The sequence below is a fragment of the Actinomadura luzonensis genome (genome assembly GCF_022664455.2).
Taxonomy (GTDB): domain Bacteria; phylum Actinomycetota; class Actinomycetes; order Streptosporangiales; family Streptosporangiaceae; genus Nonomuraea; species Nonomuraea luzonensis.
In genome coordinates, this window is the sequence record NZ_JAKRKC020000001.1 from 234031 (window position 1) to 254511 (window position 20481).

The following is a 20481-nucleotide window of genomic DNA, read 5'->3' on the forward strand; positions in this document are numbered from 1 at the left end:
CGATGGCCGCGCTCCTCCTACTCGTCTCTGCGCGAGGGAACGCCCAGGAAGACCGGGAGCGGCACCGAATCGGACTCGGTCGGCGCGGCCTCGACCTCGAGCGTGGGAAAGTGCGCCCGGTCGTACACTTCGTACGACTTCATCCCCACGCTTCGCGGGAACTCCAGCGTGACGCCGATGTCGTCAGGGTCGGCCTTGGAGCAGATGAACCTGAAGTCCGAGTTCGGCAGAACGGGGACCTCCCGGATGACCGTGCCCTCGTTGGGCCCGCCGAGGACCCTGGCCCTGACCATCCTGGGCACGCTCTCTTCGTTGCGCACCTCGACATGGACCGCCCGGACGTCACCGCGCCAGAAATGATCACGTCGCTCAAGGTCGGTCGCTGGGACTTCGGGGACCTCCAGCGGACTCTTCGACGATTCGGGGAGCATGACGAACGGCAGCTTGGCGCCACACCCCGTACAACACGCGTCGGCGGTCAGGCCGCTCGACTTCGCGATGAGCCCGTATCTGCTGACGACCATGTTCTTGCAGTTCGGGCAGTAGGAGTTGCTTGCCGGGTTGTCGTAGACGTTGCCGAGGTAGACGTACTTCATGCCCACTTCGAAAGCGACCTCGCGGGCTCGCTCCAGCCGCTCGATGGGCGTACGGCCGACGTGGGTGTACTTGTAGTCCGGGTGGAACCGCACGAAGTGCAGCGGCACCTCCGGTGACAGGTTGGTGGCCACCCATTCCGCGACCTTGCGCGCATCCTCCTCCTTGTCATTCGCCTCGGTGACCACGAGGTTGGAGATCTCGACGTGCCGGCCGCGCTGGTAGACGTACTGCGTGGCGTCGAGCACCGGCTGCAGGCGTCCCTTGGTGAATCTCTTGTAGAAGACCGGGTCCATGGACTTCAGCGAGATGCTGAAGATGTCCATCACGTCCACGAGTTCGGTCGCGCCCTCCAGTGAGATGTAGAAGGCGGACTTGTAGAGGTTGATCAGGCCGTGCTCGCGGGCCAGGGCCGCCGTGTCGAGGATGAACTCGTGCCAGACCACCGGGTCGTTGTACGTCCATGAGATGACTTTGATGCCACGCGCCAGAGCCGATTCGACGACCTGTTCCGGCGTGTACGTGTGCACCACGTCGTCCGTGACGAACCGGGCCTGTGAGGTGTTCCAGTTGTGGCAGTAGTCGCAGTTCATCATGCAACCGACGTTGCCCATGGAGAGGATCTTGGCCCCGGGGGCGTAGTGGTTGACCGCCTCGGTCTCGATGGTCTCCTCGGTCATCGCGACCGATTTTCCGTAGTTGAGGGTCTGCAGTTCGCCGCCGCGGTTGACGCGTACCCGGCAGAACCCCGCGCGGCCCTCTCGAATGACGCAGTTTCGTGGCGACAGGTGGCATTGGACGACCCCGTCGTCCCGCTTGGACCACAGCCGGGCTTCATGCCCGGTCTCTTGCCATGCGTGGGTGCGCTCGTCGAGTGGCAATGTGAACCCCTTCGTCTCTAGCGATCCGATGAGAAATCAGGGCCAGCCGTGTGTCGCGGTCGCCGTGACCGGGCCCTGGCCCTGGCCCTGGCCCGTCATGGCCGACCATCGCTCGATCGCCGGCGTGAGCACTTTGATGGGCGCGTTCGCGTCGCCGCAGCTGTCGCTGTGGATGATGGCCGCCACGGCCGGCAGCTTCTCCGAGACGACCTGGACGGGAGCGAGTAGATGGGTGACGGCCACCGTCACCCGCCCTCCGGCCTCGGCGAGGACGGCGCACAAGGGTCGCAGCGTGGATCCGGACGAGCACACGTCCTCGACGACGAGGCAGGTCCGCCTCCGCACGACAGCGGGCAGAGTTCGGTAGAAGGTACCCCGGCCGGCGTCCTTCGACTTGTCCAAGGCCACGACGGGCAGTTCCAAGAGACCGGCCACCCGGCTCGCCCGCGCGAGCCCGCCCGCGTCCGGCGCCACGACGATGTCCGGGACGATGTCGAACCCTCGGACGACGTCGGCGATGTCGGCGGCGATGTCCAGATTGACGATGCGCGGCAGGCCCGGGCCGACCGGCCGATCACTGTGCCTGTCGACGGTCATGAGCGCGTCCACGCCGAACGCGGCGAGCATGCGCGAGGGCAGCGCGGCGGACAGGGGCTCGCCGGCGCGCATGCGCCGGTCCTGTCGCTGGTAGCACAGATAGGGGACGAAGCAGGTGAGGCTGAGCGGGCCGGCGTGCGCGACGGCGTCCGCCAGCTGGCACAGGCTCACGAGCCGCTCGTCCTGCGGTTCGGCGGTCGTGTGCACGATCAGGACGTGCTGGCCATGGAGAAGTTCCGGCCTAGGCAGGGTGACGAGTTGCTCCCCGTCGGGGAAGCGCGTGCGGGTGGCGTACACGGTGGCGCACCACGAGGGGATGCCGACCGCCCGGTGAGCGTCGTCCGGGCCGAGCACCACGATGGGAGAGCTTGAGGCGTCCACCGGCTACAGCTCCGTCCTCGGCGGGATCCACAGTCCTCCGGCGGCGATCCGGCTCATCCCCGTCAGCTCGAACAACTCGTCGACCCCGGCGATGCGATCCTCCGCCTCACTGAGCGAATCGTTCTCCACCAGGCACTCCAGCATCTGCCGAGCCGCACTCACGGAGGCCCTGATGAGCTGGTTCGCATAGATCGCGGCCGACACCCCGATCTTCCGCAGGTCGGCGCCCTCAGCGCTGTGGAAGGTCGTCGGTACCGCGAAGACGGGTACAGAGCCATCCATTGTTCGCCATTCCCGACAGAACGCCTCGATCTCCCCCGCACACGACTTCTTGCTGTGGATCAGGATCGCGTCCGCGCCCGCCGCGACCGAGAGTTCGGCACGCCCCAGCGCCTGGTCCAGGCTCTCCCCCACGATGAAGGACTCGTGCCGGGCGATCACCATGAACTCCGCGTCGCGCTGAGCGGCCTTCGCCGCCGCGATCTTCTCGGCGAACGCCTCCGGCGACTCGAGTCTGTTGCCCGAGGAGAAGCTGTTGCGCTTCGGGAACTGCTTGTCCTCGATGCAGACCGCGTCGATGCCGTGCTGTTCGTAGAGCCGGACCATCCGCTGCACGACATTCACGTCGCCGAATCCCGAGTCCACGTCGGCCACCACGGGAAGGCTGCAGGACATGCGGATCTGCGTGGCGGCGGCCAGGAACTCCGTCATCGTCAGCAACCCGGCATCGGCCACTCCCTGCGCGGCCGAAACCGCGAGGCCGCTGACCCATATGCCCTCAAGGCCGCACTTCTCAACGAGTAACGCCGACAACCCGTCATGCACGCCGACGAGTCTGACCAGTCCGTCACCCGTCAATGCCGTACGCAGGCTCCCAGCAGTCATCACAGCCCTCCCTCATCGATTCGCGCCGTTGTGCCCGACACCGTTCACCGGCACGGTCGCGCGGCGAGGTGCGCCACGGCCTCGTTGATCAACCGCAGATCCGCGGCGGCCTCGGCGAGCCCTGGGAGCGGCGGCCCTTCCCGCGTCCGCAACGATTCGCCCCAATGGACAAGCTGCCGGTAGAAGCCCTGGTACCGATGGCCCGGCGCCCATGTGCGCCGCTCGCGCACCGTCGAGTCACCCGAGAACCTCGTCACGAGCAGCGTGCCCGCGGACGCCTGGTACGGAGAGGGCAACCGGAGCGTGATCCGGCTGCGATCGGTCACCATCTGAATCTCCTCGTGGTAGCTCAGGTGTTCGGACACGCGGACATAGGTCATGTGCACCGACAACGACGGCGAGGGCAGCCACGAGCAGCGCACGGCTCGTCCCTCCATCCATTCCGTGGCGTGTTCCAAGGTGCCGGCGAGGTGTACGCCGCCCGCCTCCAAGGCCATGCGCACGATGTTGATCTGGTGGACCAGTGAGCCGCCGAGCGGATGCATGAAGGCGGTGCGCACGCTGGGCGTGACGTGTGGCCCCAGAATGCTGTTCACGATCCTTTGCACCGCGTCGCCCGATGCGGTGCTCGACACGGCGAGGTCGGCCGGCACCAGATGCGCGAGCTGATGGGGTGCGTTCGGGTCGAGCACGGTGACCGTCAGAGACCGCAACGACGCCTGCTCGGCCCGTACCAGCTCCATGAACGCCCGCACCGCCGGATCGTGCCGCTTCATGTACCCGACCGCGACCTGGTGACCCGCCGCCTGCTCGCACTCCCGCATCCGGTCGATGTCGGCCGCGTCCAAGCTGACCGGCTTCTCGCACAGGACCGCCATGTCCTCCTTCAAGGCGGAGACGACGACCTCCGAGTGCGAGGGCCAGGGCGTCGCACAGATGATCGCCCGTGCTCCCGAACGCACGGCGCATTCCAGATCCGTGCCCACCGTGACGTCCGGATGGCGTTCGGCGGCAGCCGCGGCTCTGGCGGGGTCCGCCTCCACGATGGCGACCAGCCGGAAATCACGGGGCAGTTTGCAGGTGAGCGGGATGTGCGCCGCGTACGCCACACGCCCCGCTCCGACGACGGCCAAAGGAATGGGAGCGGAGGTCGAGGCCATGATGCTAGGTGACGGTCCTGAGCGATCGCTCGTACCGCGTGAAGCGCCGGATCTTGTGGTAATCCGTCTCCGACGGGCTGTCGAGCGCGTACTCGTCGGCGAAGAGCGGCAAATCCTCGCGTGGCGGACGGATGAATTCCTCACCATCCGTGTAGGGCCGCACGATGATCCGTTGTTCGCGGTTCAGGCCGTCCAGCCATTCCTTCGGATATTCATAGTATCCGTTGAGCCAGCTCGGCGCGTAGGTGATGAAGATGGTGATCCGGGTCCGGTCGCTCTCGTTGGGATCGATGCGGTGCCACACATTGGCGTGTGCGATCGACAACGTGCCCGCGCGGCCGCAGATGACGCGCTGCCGGTCGCTGACCCCGTTGCCGCTGTGCTCTTCCGCATAGTCCTCGCGATGGCTGCCCGGCACGTAGACGTAATTGCCCATCCGCGGCTCCGGCAGGTCGGTGAGCCAATATCCGAAGCGCAACTTCAGGGGCAGGTGCGGCGAGAATACGCGGTAGGGCACCGCTCTCGGACCGTCGATGTGCCAATGGTTGACGACTCCGCCGGGGGGGCGGATGAACAGGTCCGACTGCACGAGCTGCAACTGGTCTCCGTACAGGTCGTACGCGAACCCGACGTGCCGGGCGTGATCGACGAGTTCCCTGAACGCCTCGTGCTGAGGAATGATGTTCGCCATTCGGAAGGCGTGCTCAGGGTCGTAGTGGTCATAGGCGGAGGCCAGCTCTTCTGCGGCCTCCCGATACCGCTGGACGTCCGCCTGGCCGATGGCATCCGGAATGGTGACGAAGCCATCCTCGGCGAACTCCCGCCACAGGTCGGGAGTGAAGCCTGGAGGGGCCTTGCGGGTGACCGACCGGTCTGACATCTGTCCTCCTCTGAACGCGCCTGGCCACCACGTGGCCGACATGATTGAGCTAGATCGCGAGCGAACGACGACGGTCGAAATGGGCCACGAGTTCGTCCGAGGCGACGGCGCCGGCCCGATCCACGGCCGTCTGCCGCAGCCAGGTCAGGCAGGCGGCCAGATCGTCCTGGTCGTAGGTGCGGCTGCGACTTGTCAGAATCGATTCGATCAGCGCCCGGCCGGAGTGTTTCCCCAGGACGTAGCGCCGCTCTCCGCCGACCTCCTCCGGCGGGAACGGCTCGAAGGTCGACGAATCCTTGAGCATGGCGTTGACGTGTATTCCGGACTCGTGCGCGAACACGTTGGCGCCGACGATGGGCTGCCAGGGGACCGTCGGCTGTCTGCACGCGGCTGCCACGAGTCCGCTGAGGCTCGTCAGCCGCGTCGTGTCGATGCCGAGGTCGACGCCGTACAGTCGCTTGAGAGCGACCACCGCCTGCGCGAGATCGGTCATCCCCGCGCGCTCGCCCACACCGTTGACCGTGACGTGGAAGTATCGCGCGCCCGCCTTGAGACCCGCCAGCGTGTTCGCGAAGCCCAGCCCGAAGTCATTGTGCGCATGGCACTGCACGTCGATGTCGGCGTGCGTCACGACCTCATGCACCCGCCGCGCGTATTCCTCGGGCCCGAGAATGCCGATCGTGTCGGAGAGCCGCAACCGGTCCGCGCCCGCCGCGGCCACGGTCTGGGCGTACTCCACCAGGAAATCGAGCTCGGTTCGCGCGATGTCCTCCGCGCTGATGGAGACGAAGGCGCCGCGGTCCTTCGCGTACTCCACCAGTTCCTCGGCCGCGGTGAGAAGCCAGTCACGGCCCTTCCCCACGCTCTTGTCGAGGTGCAGGCTCGACGCCGGCAGACCGATGTGAACGGCGCGGTAGCCGAGATCGAGGGAGAATTCCACGTCGGCCCGGACGCCCCTGTTCCAGACGACCAGCGTGGCCTCGTCCTGCCGATGGACGGCGGCCTTGAGGAACTCGAGTTCCGCCCCTCCCATGGCCGGAATGCCCACCTCGACCCAACGCACGCCGGCCCCGATGAGCGCATCCAGAATATGTGACTTGGTTTCCTGGTCGAAGGCCACGCCGGGAGCCTGCTCCCCGTCGCGCAGCGTCGTGTCCTCGATAATGATGTCGTCGCGCATAATCCACTCTTCTAGAGTGCGGAAGGTAAACGGAAAACGCGGATCCGGTCGGCCGGGAACAGCCATTGGCATTCGACCGGCGGAGCTTGCGCAGAAAATGCCGATCTCGCCGACTCGAGGGAAGATTAGTTCCGGCGCTTACCACCGTCAAGGCACGTCGAGCACACCCGCCGAACGCCACGCGACACGATCGTTATTGCATTGCGCCGCGACTTGCTTGAACACTTTGGTATTCGACCGGCCCACGGAAAGGACATTCAGATGCGACCGGAGAACTCATCGCACGCCCCGCTGGATCTCAAGGGCTCGATAGTCGACGTGCTGGACCATCCAGCACCCGGAGTTATTTTTCGCGACATATCGCCGATGATCGGGGACGCCCAGCGCTTCGACCACGTCCTCACCCGGCTCGTCGAATGGGCGGCGCCGCTCGAACCCGACATCGTGGCCGCGGTGGACGCGCGGGGTTTCATCTTCGGCGGCGCACTGGCCGCCGCGCTGAAATGCGGCTTCGTGCCGCTGCGCAAGCAGGGCAAGCTGCCGCGGGCCCGGCTCTCGGTGGAATTCGATTCCGAGTACTCGACGGAGACGCTCGAGGTGCACACGGACGCGTTCGCGCCGGGCGCCCGGGTCCTTTTCCACGACGACGTGATAGCGGTGGGAAACTGTTCGAGCGGATCCATCGAGCTGCTCGAACGGTTGGGCGCCGAAGTCGTCGGAGCCTGCTTCCTGGTCGAGCTGAAGCGGCTCAACGGACGCCACAAACTGACCGGGCGCGAAGTTTTCTCCGTGGTGCAATATGACTAGCGGGCGCCCGCCCGGCCCGGGTCAGGTCGGCGTCAGCACGTCCTCGCTGATGTAGTCGATCGCGGCGAGTCCCGGGTAGGGCTGCATGAGGCCCCCGGCTCGAACGTCCCGATAGAGCCGGGCCAGCGGGTGGGCCGCGTTGTAGGCCGAGCCGCCGACCAGCGAGACGCAGGCGTCCACCACGGCCACCGCGGCCCTGTTGGTGACCACCCTCGCGCGCTGGAACACCCCCATCATGGCCTGCCCGGCCCCGGCTGGTTCGGCCAGGTACGCCGCGATCGCCGTCAGGGCCGCCGCGCCGACCGAGCGGAGCGCGTACAGGTCGGCCTCGACCTCCGCCACCACACTCCGGGCGGAAGGTGCCACGAGGTCGCGACGACGCAAGGCCGCGACGGCGACGTCTCGTGCCGCCACGGCGGCGCCAGCGTAGATCCCCATCATGCAGACGGTGCTCAGGGTTCTGCCGACCAGCGCGGCGTCGGAATCGCCCGCCTGGCGGACCTGGACGGCGTCGGCCGGAACACGGCAACCGTCGAAGCCCACGCTCACGCTGCCGGACGCGCGCATGCCGAGCCCGTCCCAGTCGTCGTTGACCACCAGCCCGTGACTGTCCCTAGGCACCACCGCGGCCGCCGCCACGGGGGGACGACCGGCCCTGTGCAACTGGGCGGAGACCACGAAATGCGTCGCGGCGGGCGCCAGGGTCACGAAGTGTTTGCGTCCCGACAGGCGTAGCGGGCCGTCGCCGTCCTCCGCCTGGAGAACGGTGGTGCTTCCCGGCGCCTCCGCCACCGCACCGGTGATGACGGCGTTCTTCGTGCCGATGAGCCGCAGCAGGCCGTCCATCAGCTGGGCGGTCGCGGCGGGCGCCTCGCGCAGATCGTGCGCTAGGGTCAGCCCCCGGCTGAACTGCATGTGAAGCGCGAGGGCGACCGATGGATCGGCCTTGGCGACGTGGAGAAGGGCAAGGGCCACATCATGCGGGTTGGTGACGCCCAACCCGCCGTACTCTTCGGGCACCGTGGCCTTGAGCACCCCGGCGGCCATCAGCGCGTCGAACGTCTCGGCGGGAAAGCGACCTTTCCTGTCGTTCTCCCCTGCGGCGTCCGCGATCGCGGGAAGGAGCGGGGACAGCAGGTTGAGGAGCAGCTCTCCCGTGTCCGTCATCGGCCGGCTCAACGGCTCGTGGAGAGGTACGGCTTCGGCTCTCATCAAGCTTCTCCCATTCCCGGTATCGACTTCCTGGCATTGAGGGACTAGGCGTCGCGACGCTCCGCGACCTCCCACCGTGTCCCTTCTGCCGTGTCCACCAAGACCACACCGAGCTGCCTGAGCTGGTCACGGATCTGGTCGGCGCGCGCCCAATCCTTGGCGCCGCGTGCCTCCTCGCGAGCCTGGATCATCTCCTCCACGTAGTCGGCGGGCACCGCGAGCTGGCGCGTCGACGTCGTGACCTCCTCCGGCGCCAGGTCGCCCAGGCCCAGGGCCAGGGTCTGCTCGGCGGCGGCGAGCAAGACGGCCTTGTCCTTGTCGTCGATCGCGTCATCGCGCAGCACCGCGTGCAGCTCGGCCAGGGCCCGCGGAGTGCTGAGATCGTCGCTGAGAGCGGCGTCGTAACGCTCGAGCGACTCCAGCGCCTGCTCCGAGGTGAGCTGCCGGCGCGCCTCGGCCAGCGTCTCCACGACTGGCAGTGGGCGGAACGGCACCGCCCTGAGCAGCAGCCGGCGCAACGCCGCCGCCGAGCCGCGAACGGCGTCGTCGGTCAGGTCGAGCTGGCTGCGGTAGTGGCCGGCGAGCAGGAAGTGCCGGAAGGCCAGCGGGTGCAGCCCTGCCGCCACCAGGTCGTCGAGCACCGGCATGCGTCCCGCCGACTTGGAGATCTTCTGGCCGCCCAGAATGAGGAACTCGTTGTGCAGCCAGACGTCCACCCATGGACGGCCATCGTCGAGATACGCCTCGCTCTGGGCGATCTCGTTGACGTGGTGGATCTGTCGATGGTCCACGCCGCCCGTGTGGATGTCGAAGTGCGAACCGAGAAGATGGATGCTCATCACCGAGCACTCCAGGTGCCATCCTGGCACCCCGGGGCCCCACGGCGAGTCCCAGCGCCACACCCGCCGCTCGCCCGGAGCGTCCGCTCTCCAGAGAGCGAAGTCGGCCGGCGCCCGCTTGCCGTCGATGTTGTCGATCCGCTCGCGGTAGTCCGACTCGGTGAGCAGGCCGAGGTTACCGTATCCGGGGGATTTCGCGGTGTCGAAGTAGAGGCCGGACGGCAGCCGGTAGGCGAAGCCGCGCTCTTCGAGCACGGTCGCAAATTCGATCATCTGTGGCACGTACTCCGAGGCCTTGGGGCGATGCTCCGGAGGCAGGATGCGCAGCTTCTTGTGATCTTCGAGGAAGATCTGGGTGTAGCGGTCGGTCACCTGCCGCACGGACAGGAGCTCGCGTCTGGCCGCGGCCTCCACCTTGTCCTCGCCGACGTCGCCGTCTCCGATGACGTGCCCCACATCGGTGATGTTGATGACGTGGCGGACCTGAAGGCCCTTCCATTCGAGCAACCGGCGCAGCGTGTCGCTGAACACGTAGGGACGCATGTTGCCCAGATGTTGGTGGGCGTAGACGGTGGGGCCGCAGGAGTAGATGCCGACACGGCCGGCTTCTCTCGGCTGGAATGGCACAACTCGGCGCCCCATCGAATTGAAGAGCTTAACAGGCGCCCCGATCACCATCGCATTCCCATCTCCTCTGCCAGCTTCCGGTAAGCGATTCTAGCGATATCCCCGTGTGCCATTGATCAAAGATGGAACATCCGGCTTCACCGGATCGCAGGCGATAAACCTATTTATCCCATTTTGGGCATGCTTGTGAGCTCTGGTCCCATGGCCCAACGGCCGACCGTTCAGGTGCGGAGCCTCCGCATGTGAACAACGAGGCGTCACGAAGGGAGCGCGGAAGTCGAGCGGCAGACCGTGTCCGTCAGCCTGCCCGCAGGGATTTTTCTCCGTCACCCGCCATCACCTCCACTCCGCGCGCAAGGGCGAGCCACGTGCCGGCCATCTGCTGCGCCACCTGGGCCACCGCCATCAGACAGTGCGGCGGGATCGCGCTGATGTCCGGCGCCTCAGCCGCGTCGACGACGTAGCGCGACAGCCAGCGGAGGAATCTGCGCCCCGCCTCCCGGTCACGCAGGGAAGGGTCCCGGCGCAGCTTCTCCACCAGTTCTAGCGGATCCGGCGAGTCGGCTCCGCGCCGGCGGGCGGACGGTTTCAGCAAGTCCTCGTCGGACCGGCCGGCCGGCCGGCGCGACGACTCGGCCGCCAGGTGCTTCCTGACCTTGCTGACGGTTCCAGGAGAGACACCCGCGGCGGCGGCGATGACCCGCAGAGACGCGTCCGGCCGCTCCGAGATCAGCTGGGCCACGCGCTCACGGCGTTCGGAGCTGTCGGTCGGGTAATGATGGCCGTCCCGTCCGACGCGGCCGTCCTGGGCCTCGGAGTTCACGTCGGCGCAGCGACTCCGGATCAGCGCCACCGTCTTGTCGGACAGGCCCGTCTTCGCTGCTATCGCTCGGTCCGACAGCTCGGGAAAGGCCGCGAGAATCCGGCCGGCCGCCGCCTTACGATCGGCGAGTGACAGGCAGAGACCATGTCTGACGTTGAGCTCGACCGCCTGGACGAACGCCTCCTCTTCGCTGCCTTCGAAGAAGCAGGCCGCGACGGTTTCCCGCCCGGCCCGCACGGCGGCGCACAGGCGGTGCATGCCGTCGACGACGCGCATCGTCTGGCGGTGCACGAGTATTGGCGGCAGCTCGACGAGGCGTTCGGCCAGCCGGAGAACGTGCTCCTCGTCGATCCCGGTCAGCCGGGGCGAATCGGCGAGAATCAGCGTGCCGACCGGGACATCGAATACCGCGCCATCTCGAACGAAGCCTTCGGCAGGCTCACTGCATTGTGCCGGGTCTTGCACAACCGTCCCCCTATCCTCCGCCCCCGCCCCACCGGTTCGATACGTACCGGCGAGCCCCTTCGGTAACAGCGGTCTTCTTGGCAGCGTCGAGCCCACGGCGCAGCGGCTCGCAGCGGAAGTGCCGACGGCGCGCATCTCAGGTCGCCTGGGTCCGCCGAAATCCAGCACGGCCGACGGCGTACAACACTGCTCCCCGATTTCATCGGCCAGAAGGCACCTTGAATTGGCGAATTCGGCATGTTTCACAGTCAATCGATTATGATGCCATACGTGGCAATGGCCGTCAAATGCGGCAACTCACCCAGATTTATGTAGACGAAATATAGGCGCGCGCCCTCGGTCGTACGACACACTTTAGCCCCGAACGGGCATTGATTCATTGAGAAGCCGCCGACGCAGCTTGCGGGCCTGAACGGCCGCCCAGGCGGAGGCTGATGTTCCTTTTCCCGGTTAATTACACGGGAGGTCGCACCGGCAAAATCACGGAGCGATTCCCGGGTTCTTGCAAAGTCGATGCCCCGGTCTGGAAATCGACTCGCAAGAACCCGGAGCCCGCCGACCCAGCAGGCGTTTCATTCGTCGAATCTGAGCCCGGTCAGCTCATTCGCTTCTCGACGGCGAGCACGAGCCGGGAGGCGAGGTCGGTCGCCGCGCGCACCCACTCTCCGGGTGACTCATATGCGCCGGCCATGCTGAGCAGTCGCCACGCGTCCGGCACCGTCACTTCCGCGGGGGTGTAGGCGCACAGCCGCCGGTAGAGCCATTTCGGCTGTTGCGAGAAATCGCCATAGGTGGCGAGAAGGGCGGTGAGGGAATGGATCAGTGTCTGGTGGGCGGCCAGCACCGCGGACTCGTAGTCCTCGGCCTTCAACATCCCGACGGCGTCTTCGAGCCGGTTCTCCACCGCGTTCTTGACCTCCTCCGCCAGCCACAGGCGATAGTCGGAGGTCAGGATGGCGTCGGCCCGCTCCTGCCACCACGGCTCACCGATCAGGGGCACGCCGGCGGTCAACCGGTAGAACAGCTCACGCTCGGCGAACCCGAAGGGGCCGTTGTAGCCGCGATACCGGCCGGGCGCGTCCGCGTCCCGCCCGAAGCGTTCGATCAGCTCTTCGACCTGGGCCTCGTGCCAGATCTCGATGTCGGCCCTGAAGGCGCCGAGCTCGCCCACCGCGATCCACGCGACCGGATCGGCGGTGGAGACCCTCTGCTCGATGAAGAGCAGGCTGCTCTCGGAGGTGGGGAAGGGCTCAGCGGTGATCACGAAGACGTCGATGTCGCTGCTCTCGTTCCCCCACCCCATGGTCACCGAGCCGCTCATGAACACGCAGGTGGCCCCGGCGAATTCCGGGTACGCGCCCAGCAGGTCGTCCAGCGTGGGCAGCGTCATGTCGGCTCGCGCCCGGCGGAGGTCGTTACGCGCCTGCTCGTCCGACTCGACCCCACTGCCGTGATGAAGCTCGAGAACCGGCTCTTCGAAGTTCATGGGAAGTCTCCTGCCTTGGTGATGATCTGATCGTCAGAGCGCGTCGAGAGAGGCGCCCCGGCGACTGGTCCACTCGAAGTACTTGAGCAAGGCCGCTGCCAGCGCGCCGTAGCCGAGCCCCACGGCCGTTTCCTGCGCTACGTACCCCAGGGCGACCATCAGGCCGGCGCCGTCGGAACTCGCGCGCACCGCCTCGGTGGCATGGGTGAGCGGCAGCACGGTCCCGATCCAGCCCAGCCAGGCGGGCAGGGTGTCGCGTGCCACGTTGGTGCCGGTGAGCAGAATGAGCATCGTGTACGCGATGTTCGCCACGACCATCGTGTTGCGGGCCCGCAGCCCGATCGAGCCGATGACCATGCCGAACGCGGTTCCCGACAGGCTCGCGGCCACCAGCGCGAGCAACAGCCCCGGCACGCCCGAGCTCGGCATGCGAAGCCCCACTGTGACGGAGGCGCAGACCAGGGTGAACACCATCACGAGCAGCGCGTTGCCGATGTAGGGCAGGGCCCGCCCGCCCCAGAGGGCCATCCTGCTGCGTGCGCTGAGCAGCACGGGCCCGAGGGTGCCGTAGCGGCGTTCGTTGGCGATCGCCATGGTCCCGCCGGTGACGCACGCGCCCGTGGCCGCCAGCAGGACGTTGCCCAGAACGTAGAAGTTGTCGTCGGCGACGCCGATCTCGCGCCCCAGGTACACGAAGAACAACAACTGGAACACCGGCGCGGCCAGGAGGGAGCCGATGAACAGCGAGGGGCTCGTCCAGTTGAACAACGCCCGATACGCCAGGATGCCGCCGACGCCTACCAGCCGGATTGTCCGCACCGCTCTTCAGCCTTTCGTTTGGTCAGGCGAGTGCCAGAGTCGCGCGCTCCCGGGCCAGCATCTCGACCCGGCGCAGCGCCAGCAGCGACAGGAGGACGTAGGCGAGCCCGATCACCAGCGTGCCCGCGATCTCCCCGCCCACGGCCGTTCCCCGCACCGAGCCGTGGACGGCGGCCGCGCCCCACGTGGTGGGCAACGCCCAGGTGACCGGCTGGAGCCAGGACGGCAGCGTGGTGATCGGCACGAGCATCCCTGACAGCAGCCAGATGGGGTGGTCCAGGGTGTTGGCCAGCGCGTTGGCGTTACGCATGAAGACGAACGTCGAGGCCAGCAGCAGGCCCATCATGCCCATGGACAGCACACAGACCGCGGTGGCGGCCAGGAACACCGGCAGTGAGGGGAACGCCAGGGGGATGGCGAAGAAGACGGCTCCCCAGAACACGGTCGCGACCATGGCGTACATGCCCACGACCGAGGTGGCCAGCGAGATCGACAGGAGCACGGCGGAGAACGGCGTGGGCGCGGTGATGATCGGCTCCAGCATGCCGCTCCAGCGCTTGTTCTGGATTGCGCCCCCGGCCCCGAACAGTACGGAGCTCCACACCCCCATGAGGCCCGCGCCCACACTTGCCTGAAGCAGTTTGTCCGGTTGGCCGGGACCGTAGAGGTACATCGCGATCGTGGCGTAGATGATCGGAGTGAGGACGTTGAAGATGATGAGGAGCGGCGCCCGTGACATTTGCAAGAACTGCGCCCACATGCCGACATAGAGCACGCGCACGAGGCGGAGCGGACTCGGTCTCATTCGCGCGTCACCTCGGCGCTCTCCCGCACGATGGTCACATAGGCGTCCTCAAGAGTCGTCTCCCGCCCGGTGATGCGGACGATGCGGAGATCGCTCAGCACCGACAGGACGTTCGCGTACACGTCCCCCCCGGGCTCAGACCGCACGGTGATCAGCGAGGTCTCCGCAGGTCCATGTTCGGCTTCGACCCACCGAACGCCCGGCAGCTCGCCCAGAGCCTCGTGGTGCTTGTCGCTCTGTCCTTCGACCTCCACCTCCACGACCGTCTCCGTGGCGACCGAGTCCTTCAGCGTCTCCGGCGTGCCGATCACCCTGATGACGCCGTCGGTGATCACGGCGATCCGGTCGCACAGCTCGTCGGCCTCGGCCATGTAGTGGGTCGTGAGCAGAATCGTCATCCCCTGCCGGGCCAGCGCCGCGACCGTCGCGCGGAGCTCCCGGGCGGCGACGGGGTCCACCCCGATGGAAGGCTCGTCGAGAAAGAGCACATCAGGCCGGTGCAGCAGCCCGCGCGCGATGTGCAGGCGCTGGCGCATGCCGCGCGAGTAGCCCTCGACCCGCTCACGTTCACGGCCGAGCAGTCCCACCAGCTCCAGCAGCTCGTGGATCCTGGCACGCTGTTCACGCGGCTCTACCTCGTACAGCTCGGCGAAGTAGCGCAGGTTGTCCAAGGCGGAAAGGCGGTCGTACAGGCCCTTGTCGCCGCCGAAGACATAGCCGATGCGGCGGCGTACGTCGCGCGGCTGGGTTGCCACGTCGTGCCCGAACACCCTGGCCGAGCCCTTCGTGGGCAGCAGCAGAGTGTTGAGCATCTTGATCGTCGTGGTCTTGCCGGCGCCGTTCGGGCCGAGCAGGCCGAACACCTCGCCGCGGTGGATGGCGAACGAGACGCCCTTGACCGCGTCGATGGTCTTCGTCCTGGACTTCAGCCATCCGGTCCTGGCTTCGTAGGAGCGCCAGAGGCCGTCCGCCTCGACCGCCACGCTCTCCGCGTTCATGCCTCGTTCTTGTCGGTCAGGCGGAGGAAGCCCTTGGCCCGCATGTCCCGCAGAAACCCGGTGACGGCCCCAAGTGCGCGCTCGCGGTCTATTTCGTAGCGCTCCATCAGACTCAGGACAATGTCATCCACCGTATGGCGGGCATCACAGCGAGCCACGATAAAGCCGCCGACCTCATTGGTTTGGTATCGGTCGAGGTACCGGAAGAGGATTGTCTTCCCGTCCACCCGATACGCACGGACCTCTTTCTCCCGAATCGGGAAATGCTGTAAATCCATCCGCGTTCCTCTGAACTAGAGCACCAAGCGGTGCGCGCGGAAAACAGGCGGAAGTTGACGATGGCTTGCACTGGCCGACATGCAATCACAGGCGCCAAGCAGCGTCAACAGGTTCGGCAAACGTTATCCAACCACTCGCCGGTAGGGATCTTGACATCCCCAGAACCCCGCTGTAATCTCGCGGCGGTACAGCGGCAATCGATTGCCAGAGCTACCCGTTGCCCCTTGTCCGCGGTGCTGGACCGGCGAGAGGGAGTTTCGATGAGGAAGCAGTTAAGGAAACCTGTCTCCGCCTTATTGATTGCGTTGGCGATAATTCCCGCAGGTTGTTCGCGGGACGACTTGAACCCCGCCGCGACCGCGTCCCGCAACACGTCGGACAGACCTCGCATCGGATTGGTGCAGATCAACCAGCAGGCGCTCTTCTTCACGCAGCTGAACGAGGGCGCGCAACAGGAAGCCGCCCGTATCGGCGCCGACCTGACCGTCTTCAACGCCAACGACGACGCCGCACAGCAGAGCCAGGCCGTCACCAATTTCATTCAACAGGGCTTCGACGCGGTCATCGTCGTCGCCATCGACGTCGAGGGCATCAAGCCCGCCATCAGGCAGGCGGCGGCCGCCGGGCTGAAGGTGGTCGCCGTGGACGCCGTCATCACCGACCCGGCCGTGAACTCCCAGGTCGGTGTGGACAACAAGGCGGCGAGCAAGCAGATCGGCGAGTTCGTCGGCTCCTACGCCACCCAGCACGCGCCCGAGCCGAAGATCGGCATCGTGGGCGCCCTGAACTCCTTCATCCAGAACATCCGCAAGGACTCCTTCGAGACCACCGTCAAGGCGGCCGGCGCGCGCGTTCTCCAGACGGTGGACGGCAAGAACACCCAGGAAGGCGCGGCCGCGGCGGCGGAGAATCTGCTGACCGCCCAGCCCAACCTGGACATCGTCTACGCCACCGGCGAGCCCGCCCTGCTCGGGACCGTCGCCGCCGTCGAGGCCCGAGCCGCCGCCGACCACGTCAAGGTGTTCGGCTGGGACCTCACCAAGCAGGCCATCAACGGTATCGACCGCGGATACGTGGCCGGCGTCGTCCAGCAGAATCCCCTGGCTGAAGGACAGGAGGCGGTGAAGGCGGCCGACGCGCTGATACGCGGGCTGCCCACCGAGAAGACCATCAACGTGCCGGTCACGATCGTCACCAAGGACAACGTCGACTCTTACCGGTCGGCCTTCGCATGACCCCCCACCACAGGGCAGAACTCGTCGGGGTTCACAAGCGGTATGGATCCGTCGACGCCCTGCGGGGCCTCACCCTCGGCGTACGGCCGGGCGAAGTGCTCGGGCTCGTGGGGGACAACGCGGCAGGCAAGTCCACGGCGATGAAGATCCTCGCCGGAGCCGTCCTCCCCGATTCCGGCACGACCCTGGTCGATGGCCGGCCTCGGTCCTTCACCAGCCCCCGGGCGGCCAAACAGGCCGGCATCGCGATGGTCTACCAGGATCTCGCGTTGTGCGACGACCTCGACGTCGCGGGCAATCTGTTCCTCGGCGCGGAGCCCCGCAGAGGCGGTCTATTCCTGCACAAGCGGCTGATGCACCAGCAGGCCAGGCACTGGCTCGACATGCTGCGCATCCGCATCCCCCGGACCACGGCACTTGCGCGCGGCCTGTCGGGGGGACAGAGGCAGGCGGTGGCCATAGCAAGGGCCCTGATCGTGGACCCCAAGGTGCTGATCCTCGACGAGCCGACGGCCGCCCTCGCGATCACCGAGGTCAACACCGTTCTGGAACTGATCCGCACGGTGTCCGCCCGCGGCGTGAGCGTCATCCTCATCACCCACCGCCTGCAGGACCTGTTCGTCGTCTGTGACCGGCTGGCGGTGATGGCCGAGGGCGTGGTCCGCGCGGAACTGGAGACCGCGAGCACCAGCGTCGAGGAACTGGTCTCCGAGATCGTCGGGGAGAGGGCGCGGCATGGCTGACGTCCTCGACCGGCCGGTGGCCGCTCCGGTCACCCGGCTGCACGCCTTCCTGAACGCTCACCTGCCCACCGTCTCGATCGCCGTCGTGCTCCTGGCCGTGGTCACGTTGTTCTCCTTCACCGCCGAGACCTTTCTGAGCTGGGACAACGCGCTGAATGTGCTGAGGCAGACCAGCCCGGCGCTCATCGTGGCGGTGGCCATGACGTTCGTCGTCGCCACAGCGGGGATCGACCTGTCCGTCGGCTCCGTCATGGCGTTGTCCGGGGTTCTGCTGGCCGTGCTGGTCTCTCATGGGGTCGAGCCCGGTCTCGCCCTGGTGACCGTCGTGGCGGCCGGCGCCGCCATCGGGATCGTCAACGGCTGGTGCTCCTGCTACCAGCGGATTCCCTCCTTCATCGTCACGCTGGCCACTCTGGGGATCATCCGCGGCATCGCACTGCGGGCCACGAACGGTTACTCGATCGCGCTCTCCGACGACGGATGGGTGGGATTCCTCGGCCACGGGCGCGTCGCGGGAATCCCCGTCCAGGCGCTCATCGCCGGGGTCGTCACGGTCGCAGGCTGGGTCGCCTTCCACATGACGCCCTTCGGCCGGTACGTGGTCGCCCTGGGCAGCCAGCGGGAATCCCTGCGCCGGGCCGGGGTGAACGTCCGCCTGGTCGGCGCTCTGGTCTTCGTCCTGGCGGGGTCCGCCGCCGCGCTCGCGGGCACGCTCGTGGCGCTGCGGCTGGACAGCGGGTCCGCCAACCAGGGAGTGGGATTCGAGCTCACCGTCATCACTGCCGTGGTCCTCGGCGGGACAAGTCTGTTCGGCGGGCGCGGCAGCGTCACTGGCACCGTTCTCGCCGTTCTCACGCTCGGGCTCATCGAGAACGGCCTCAGCCTGGCTCACGTCAACCCGTTCTACGTGCAGATCGTGCAAGGAGCGATACTTCTGGGAGCCGTCGTGATCAATGCCAAACTGTTCGGCCAGATCTTCCTTCAGCGGTCATGACCAGTGTGATGACGGTGACCGGCGCGATCGACGCCGGCGATCTCGGGGTCACGCTCATGCACGAGCATCTGATCAACGACTGCACGTCGTGCTGGAACCCTCCGGCTCCGGACGACCTGACCGGGCAGGAGATCGCCGCCGGTCCCGTACGCATGTCGTACCTGGGACGGTTGCGCAACGACCCCTTCCTGTCCCTCGACAACTGCCGGCTGGACGACGTCGGCCTGGTGAGTGCGGAGCTGGCTCGGTTCGCCGAGGCCGGCGGAGCCAGCGTCGTCGAGCAGACGTGCAGCGGCATCGGGCGCGACCCCGGCGCCTTGGCCCGCATAGCGCGGAACACAGGGCTCAACATCATCATGGGCTGCGGCTTCTATCTCGAGGCCAGTCATCCCGCCCAGGTCCGGGGAATGACCGCGGTGGACGTCGCCGACCATCTGGAACAGGAGATCAGCGAGGGAGTGAACGGCGTACGCCCCGGCATCATCGGCGAGATCGGGGTGTCGGCCGCCTTCACCCAAGAAGAGGAGAAGGTGCTACGGGGAGCCGCCATCGCCCAGCGGCGCACCGGCCTGCCGCTCTCGATCCACCTGCCGGGCTGGGAACGGCATGGCGGCCGCGTGCTGGACGTCGTCGCCGAGGAGGGCGCCTCGCTGGAGGCCACCGTGCTGTGCCATCTCAATCCCAGCATGCGGGACGTGGACTACCAGCACGACCTCGCGGACCGCGGCGCCTGGATCGAGTACGACATGGTCGGCCTCGAGTTCTACTTCGCCGACCAGGCCGCGCAGTCGCCGTCCGACGAGGACAACGCGCGTGCCATCGTGGAACTGGTCCGCGCCGGCTACGCCGGCAGATTACTGCTGTCCAGCGACGTCTTCCTCAAGACGATGCTGGTCCGCTACGGCGGCTACGGGTACGCGCACCTGCTCACCGCCTTCGCACAGCGGCTCACCCGGCACGGCCTCACCGCCGACGACCTCACCCGGCTTCTCATACGCAATCCCGCGGCGGTGTTCCAGGCCACGGTGAAGGAGACAACAGATGACCAGAATTCTCGTCGCTGGTGAGTCATGGGTGAGCCAGACGACCCATTACAAGGGGTTCGACTCGTTCACCTCGGTCACCTTTCACACCGGCATCGAGCCGTTCGCGAACGCGCTGACCTCTCGCGGCCTTGTCGTGGACCATCTGCCCGCCCACGAGGTCCCAGAACGATTTCCCCGCACCGCCGATGAGTTGTCGGCGTGGGACGTGGTCATCCTCTCCGACATCGGCGCCAACAGCCTGTTGCTCCACCCCGATACCTGGCAGGGCGGGCACAGGACGCCGAACCGCCTGTTCGCGCTGGCCGAGTGGGTTCGCGGGGGTGGCGGGCTGGCCATGGCGGGCGGGTACCTGAGCTTCCAGGGGTTCGAAGGCAAGGCGTTCTTCCACGGGACCCCGGTGGAGGACGTGCTGCCCTGCGTGATCTCGTCGTACGACGACCGTGTGGAGGTTCCCGACGGCGTCGAGTCGAAGACGGTCGACGACGCTCACGTCATCGTCTCGGGCGTGCGCGGGCCATGGCCCGCGCTGCTGGGATACAACCGCTTCGGGCTCAAGGACGACGCCGTCCTGCTCGCGGAGATCAACAGTGATCCCCTCCTGGCCGTGCGCCAGGTCGGCCGGGGCCGGACGCTCGCCTGGGCCTCGGACATCGCGCCGCATTGGTGCACCCAGGACTTCATGGACTGGGACGGATACCCCGTACTGTTCGCCAACGCCTGCCGCTGGCTCGCGGGGAGTGAGTGA

20 protein-coding genes are annotated in these 20481 nt (G+C 67.0%); 6 read left to right on the forward strand and 14 right to left on the reverse strand.

The window, feature by feature from the left end; genetic code table 11:
• Window positions 1-17: 17 nt before the first annotated feature.
• Genes amrS through MF672_RS01100 form a run of 6 tightly spaced genes read right to left on the reverse strand, consistent with a single transcriptional unit; the run spans window position 18 to window position 6558 of the window.
• A complete protein-coding gene (gene amrS, locus MF672_RS01075; protein ID WP_242377092.1) occupies window positions 18-1475 on the reverse strand; it encodes an AmmeMemoRadiSam system radical SAM enzyme in 1458 nt (485 codons plus the stop codon).
• A gap of 36 nt (window positions 1476-1511) precedes the next feature.
• The gene (gene prs / locus MF672_RS01080; protein ID WP_242377090.1) at window positions 1512-2453 is read right to left on the reverse strand and encodes a ribose-phosphate diphosphokinase; all 942 of its coding nucleotides are present in this window, start codon (window positions 2451-2453) and stop codon (window positions 1512-1514) included.
• A 3-nt stretch (window positions 2454-2456) separates the two neighbouring features.
• Window positions 2457-3338, reverse strand: a complete 882-nt coding sequence (locus MF672_RS01085) for an isocitrate lyase/phosphoenolpyruvate mutase family protein (protein ID WP_242377088.1) — start codon at window positions 3336-3338, stop codon at window positions 2457-2459.
• A 44-nt stretch (window positions 3339-3382) separates the two neighbouring features.
• Window positions 3383-4498 carry a Gfo/Idh/MocA family protein gene (locus tag MF672_RS01090; RefSeq protein WP_242377085.1) on the reverse strand — a complete coding sequence of 372 codons (1116 nt, stop codon included), beginning with the start codon at window positions 4496-4498 and terminating at the stop codon, window positions 3383-3385.
• A 4-nt stretch (window positions 4499-4502) separates the two neighbouring features.
• Window positions 4503-5378 carry a phytanoyl-CoA dioxygenase family protein gene (locus tag MF672_RS01095; RefSeq protein WP_242377083.1) on the reverse strand — a complete coding sequence of 292 codons (876 nt, stop codon included), beginning with the start codon at window positions 5376-5378 and terminating at the stop codon, window positions 4503-4505.
• 49 nt (window positions 5379-5427) lie between these two features.
• Window positions 5428-6558 (reverse strand): hydroxymethylglutaryl-CoA lyase-like TIM-barrel protein, encoded by a 1131-nt coding sequence (locus MF672_RS01100; protein WP_242377081.1) that lies wholly within the window; start codon window positions 6556-6558, stop codon window positions 5428-5430.
• Between the two features lie 261 nt (window positions 6559-6819).
• Between MF672_RS01100 and MF672_RS01105 the strand changes: the two genes are divergently transcribed.
• Entirely contained in the window at window positions 6820-7365 is a 546-nt protein-coding gene (locus MF672_RS01105) for an adenine phosphoribosyltransferase (RefSeq protein WP_242377079.1), read from the forward strand.
• 21 nt (window positions 7366-7386) lie between these two features.
• Here MF672_RS01105 and MF672_RS01110 read toward each other — a convergent pair whose 3' ends face one another.
• From MF672_RS01110 to MF672_RS01145, 8 genes are all read right to left on the reverse strand, one after another.
• Window positions 7387-8532: an acyl-CoA dehydrogenase family protein gene (locus tag MF672_RS01110; RefSeq protein ID WP_242377077.1), complete on the reverse strand. Its 1146-nt coding sequence runs from the start codon at window positions 8530-8532 to the stop codon at window positions 7387-7389.
• A gap of 89 nt (window positions 8533-8621) precedes the next feature.
• Window positions 8622-10094, reverse strand: coding sequence for a cysteine--tRNA ligase (gene cysS, locus MF672_RS01115; protein WP_242377075.1), 1473 nt, complete (start codon window positions 10092-10094; stop codon window positions 8622-8624).
• A gap of 247 nt (window positions 10095-10341) precedes the next feature.
• The gene (locus MF672_RS01120; RefSeq protein WP_242377073.1) at window positions 10342-11331 is read right to left on the reverse strand and encodes a ParB/RepB/Spo0J family partition protein; all 990 of its coding nucleotides are present in this window, start codon (window positions 11329-11331) and stop codon (window positions 10342-10344) included.
• Window positions 11332-11926: 595 nt separating this feature from the next.
• Entirely contained in the window at window positions 11927-12817 is an 891-nt protein-coding gene (locus MF672_RS01125) for a hypothetical protein (protein ID WP_242377070.1), read from the reverse strand.
• A gap of 33 nt (window positions 12818-12850) precedes the next feature.
• Window positions 12851-13636 (reverse strand): ABC transporter permease, encoded by a 786-nt coding sequence (locus MF672_RS01130; RefSeq protein WP_242377068.1) that lies wholly within the window; start codon window positions 13634-13636, stop codon window positions 12851-12853.
• Window positions 13637-13658: 22 nt separating this feature from the next.
• Entirely contained in the window at window positions 13659-14417 is a 759-nt protein-coding gene (locus MF672_RS01135) for an ABC transporter permease (protein WP_242377066.1), read from the reverse strand.
• Window positions 14418-14437: 20 nt separating this feature from the next.
• On the reverse strand, window positions 14438-15439 hold the full coding sequence (locus MF672_RS01140) for an ABC transporter ATP-binding protein (protein WP_242377064.1): 1002 nt from the start codon (window positions 15437-15439) through the stop codon (window positions 14438-14440).
• Complete coding sequence (locus MF672_RS01145) at window positions 15436-15717, reverse strand: PqqD family protein (RefSeq protein ID WP_242377062.1); 282 nt, start codon at window positions 15715-15717, stop codon at window positions 15436-15438. Before MF672_RS01145 ends, MF672_RS01140 begins: the two co-directional genes overlap by 4 nt.
• Before the next feature lie 261 nt (window positions 15718-15978).
• On the opposite strand from MF672_RS01145, the gene MF672_RS01150 reads away from it, so the two are divergent.
• From MF672_RS01150 to MF672_RS01170, 5 genes are read left to right on the forward strand one after another with little or no spacing between them, the layout of a single operon-like run.
• Window positions 15979-16953 (forward strand): substrate-binding domain-containing protein, encoded by a 975-nt coding sequence (locus MF672_RS01150; RefSeq protein WP_242377060.1) that lies wholly within the window; start codon window positions 15979-15981, stop codon window positions 16951-16953.
• Entirely contained in the window at window positions 16950-17696 is a 747-nt protein-coding gene (locus MF672_RS01155; RefSeq protein WP_302893139.1) for an ATP-binding cassette domain-containing protein, read from the forward strand. The genes MF672_RS01150 and MF672_RS01155 overlap by 4 nt, the downstream gene beginning before the upstream one ends.
• Window positions 17689-18690, forward strand: a complete 1002-nt coding sequence (locus tag MF672_RS01160; protein ID WP_242377056.1) for an ABC transporter permease — start codon at window positions 17689-17691, stop codon at window positions 18688-18690. The genes MF672_RS01155 and MF672_RS01160 overlap by 8 nt, the downstream gene beginning before the upstream one ends.
• Window positions 18691-18698: 8 nt before the next feature.
• Window positions 18699-19757: a phosphotriesterase family protein gene (locus tag MF672_RS01165; protein ID WP_242377054.1), complete on the forward strand. Its 1059-nt coding sequence runs from the start codon at window positions 18699-18701 to the stop codon at window positions 19755-19757.
• Complete coding sequence (locus tag MF672_RS01170) at window positions 19732-20481, forward strand: glutamine amidotransferase (protein WP_242377051.1); 750 nt, start codon at window positions 19732-19734, stop codon at window positions 20479-20481. The genes MF672_RS01165 and MF672_RS01170 overlap by 26 nt, the downstream gene beginning before the upstream one ends.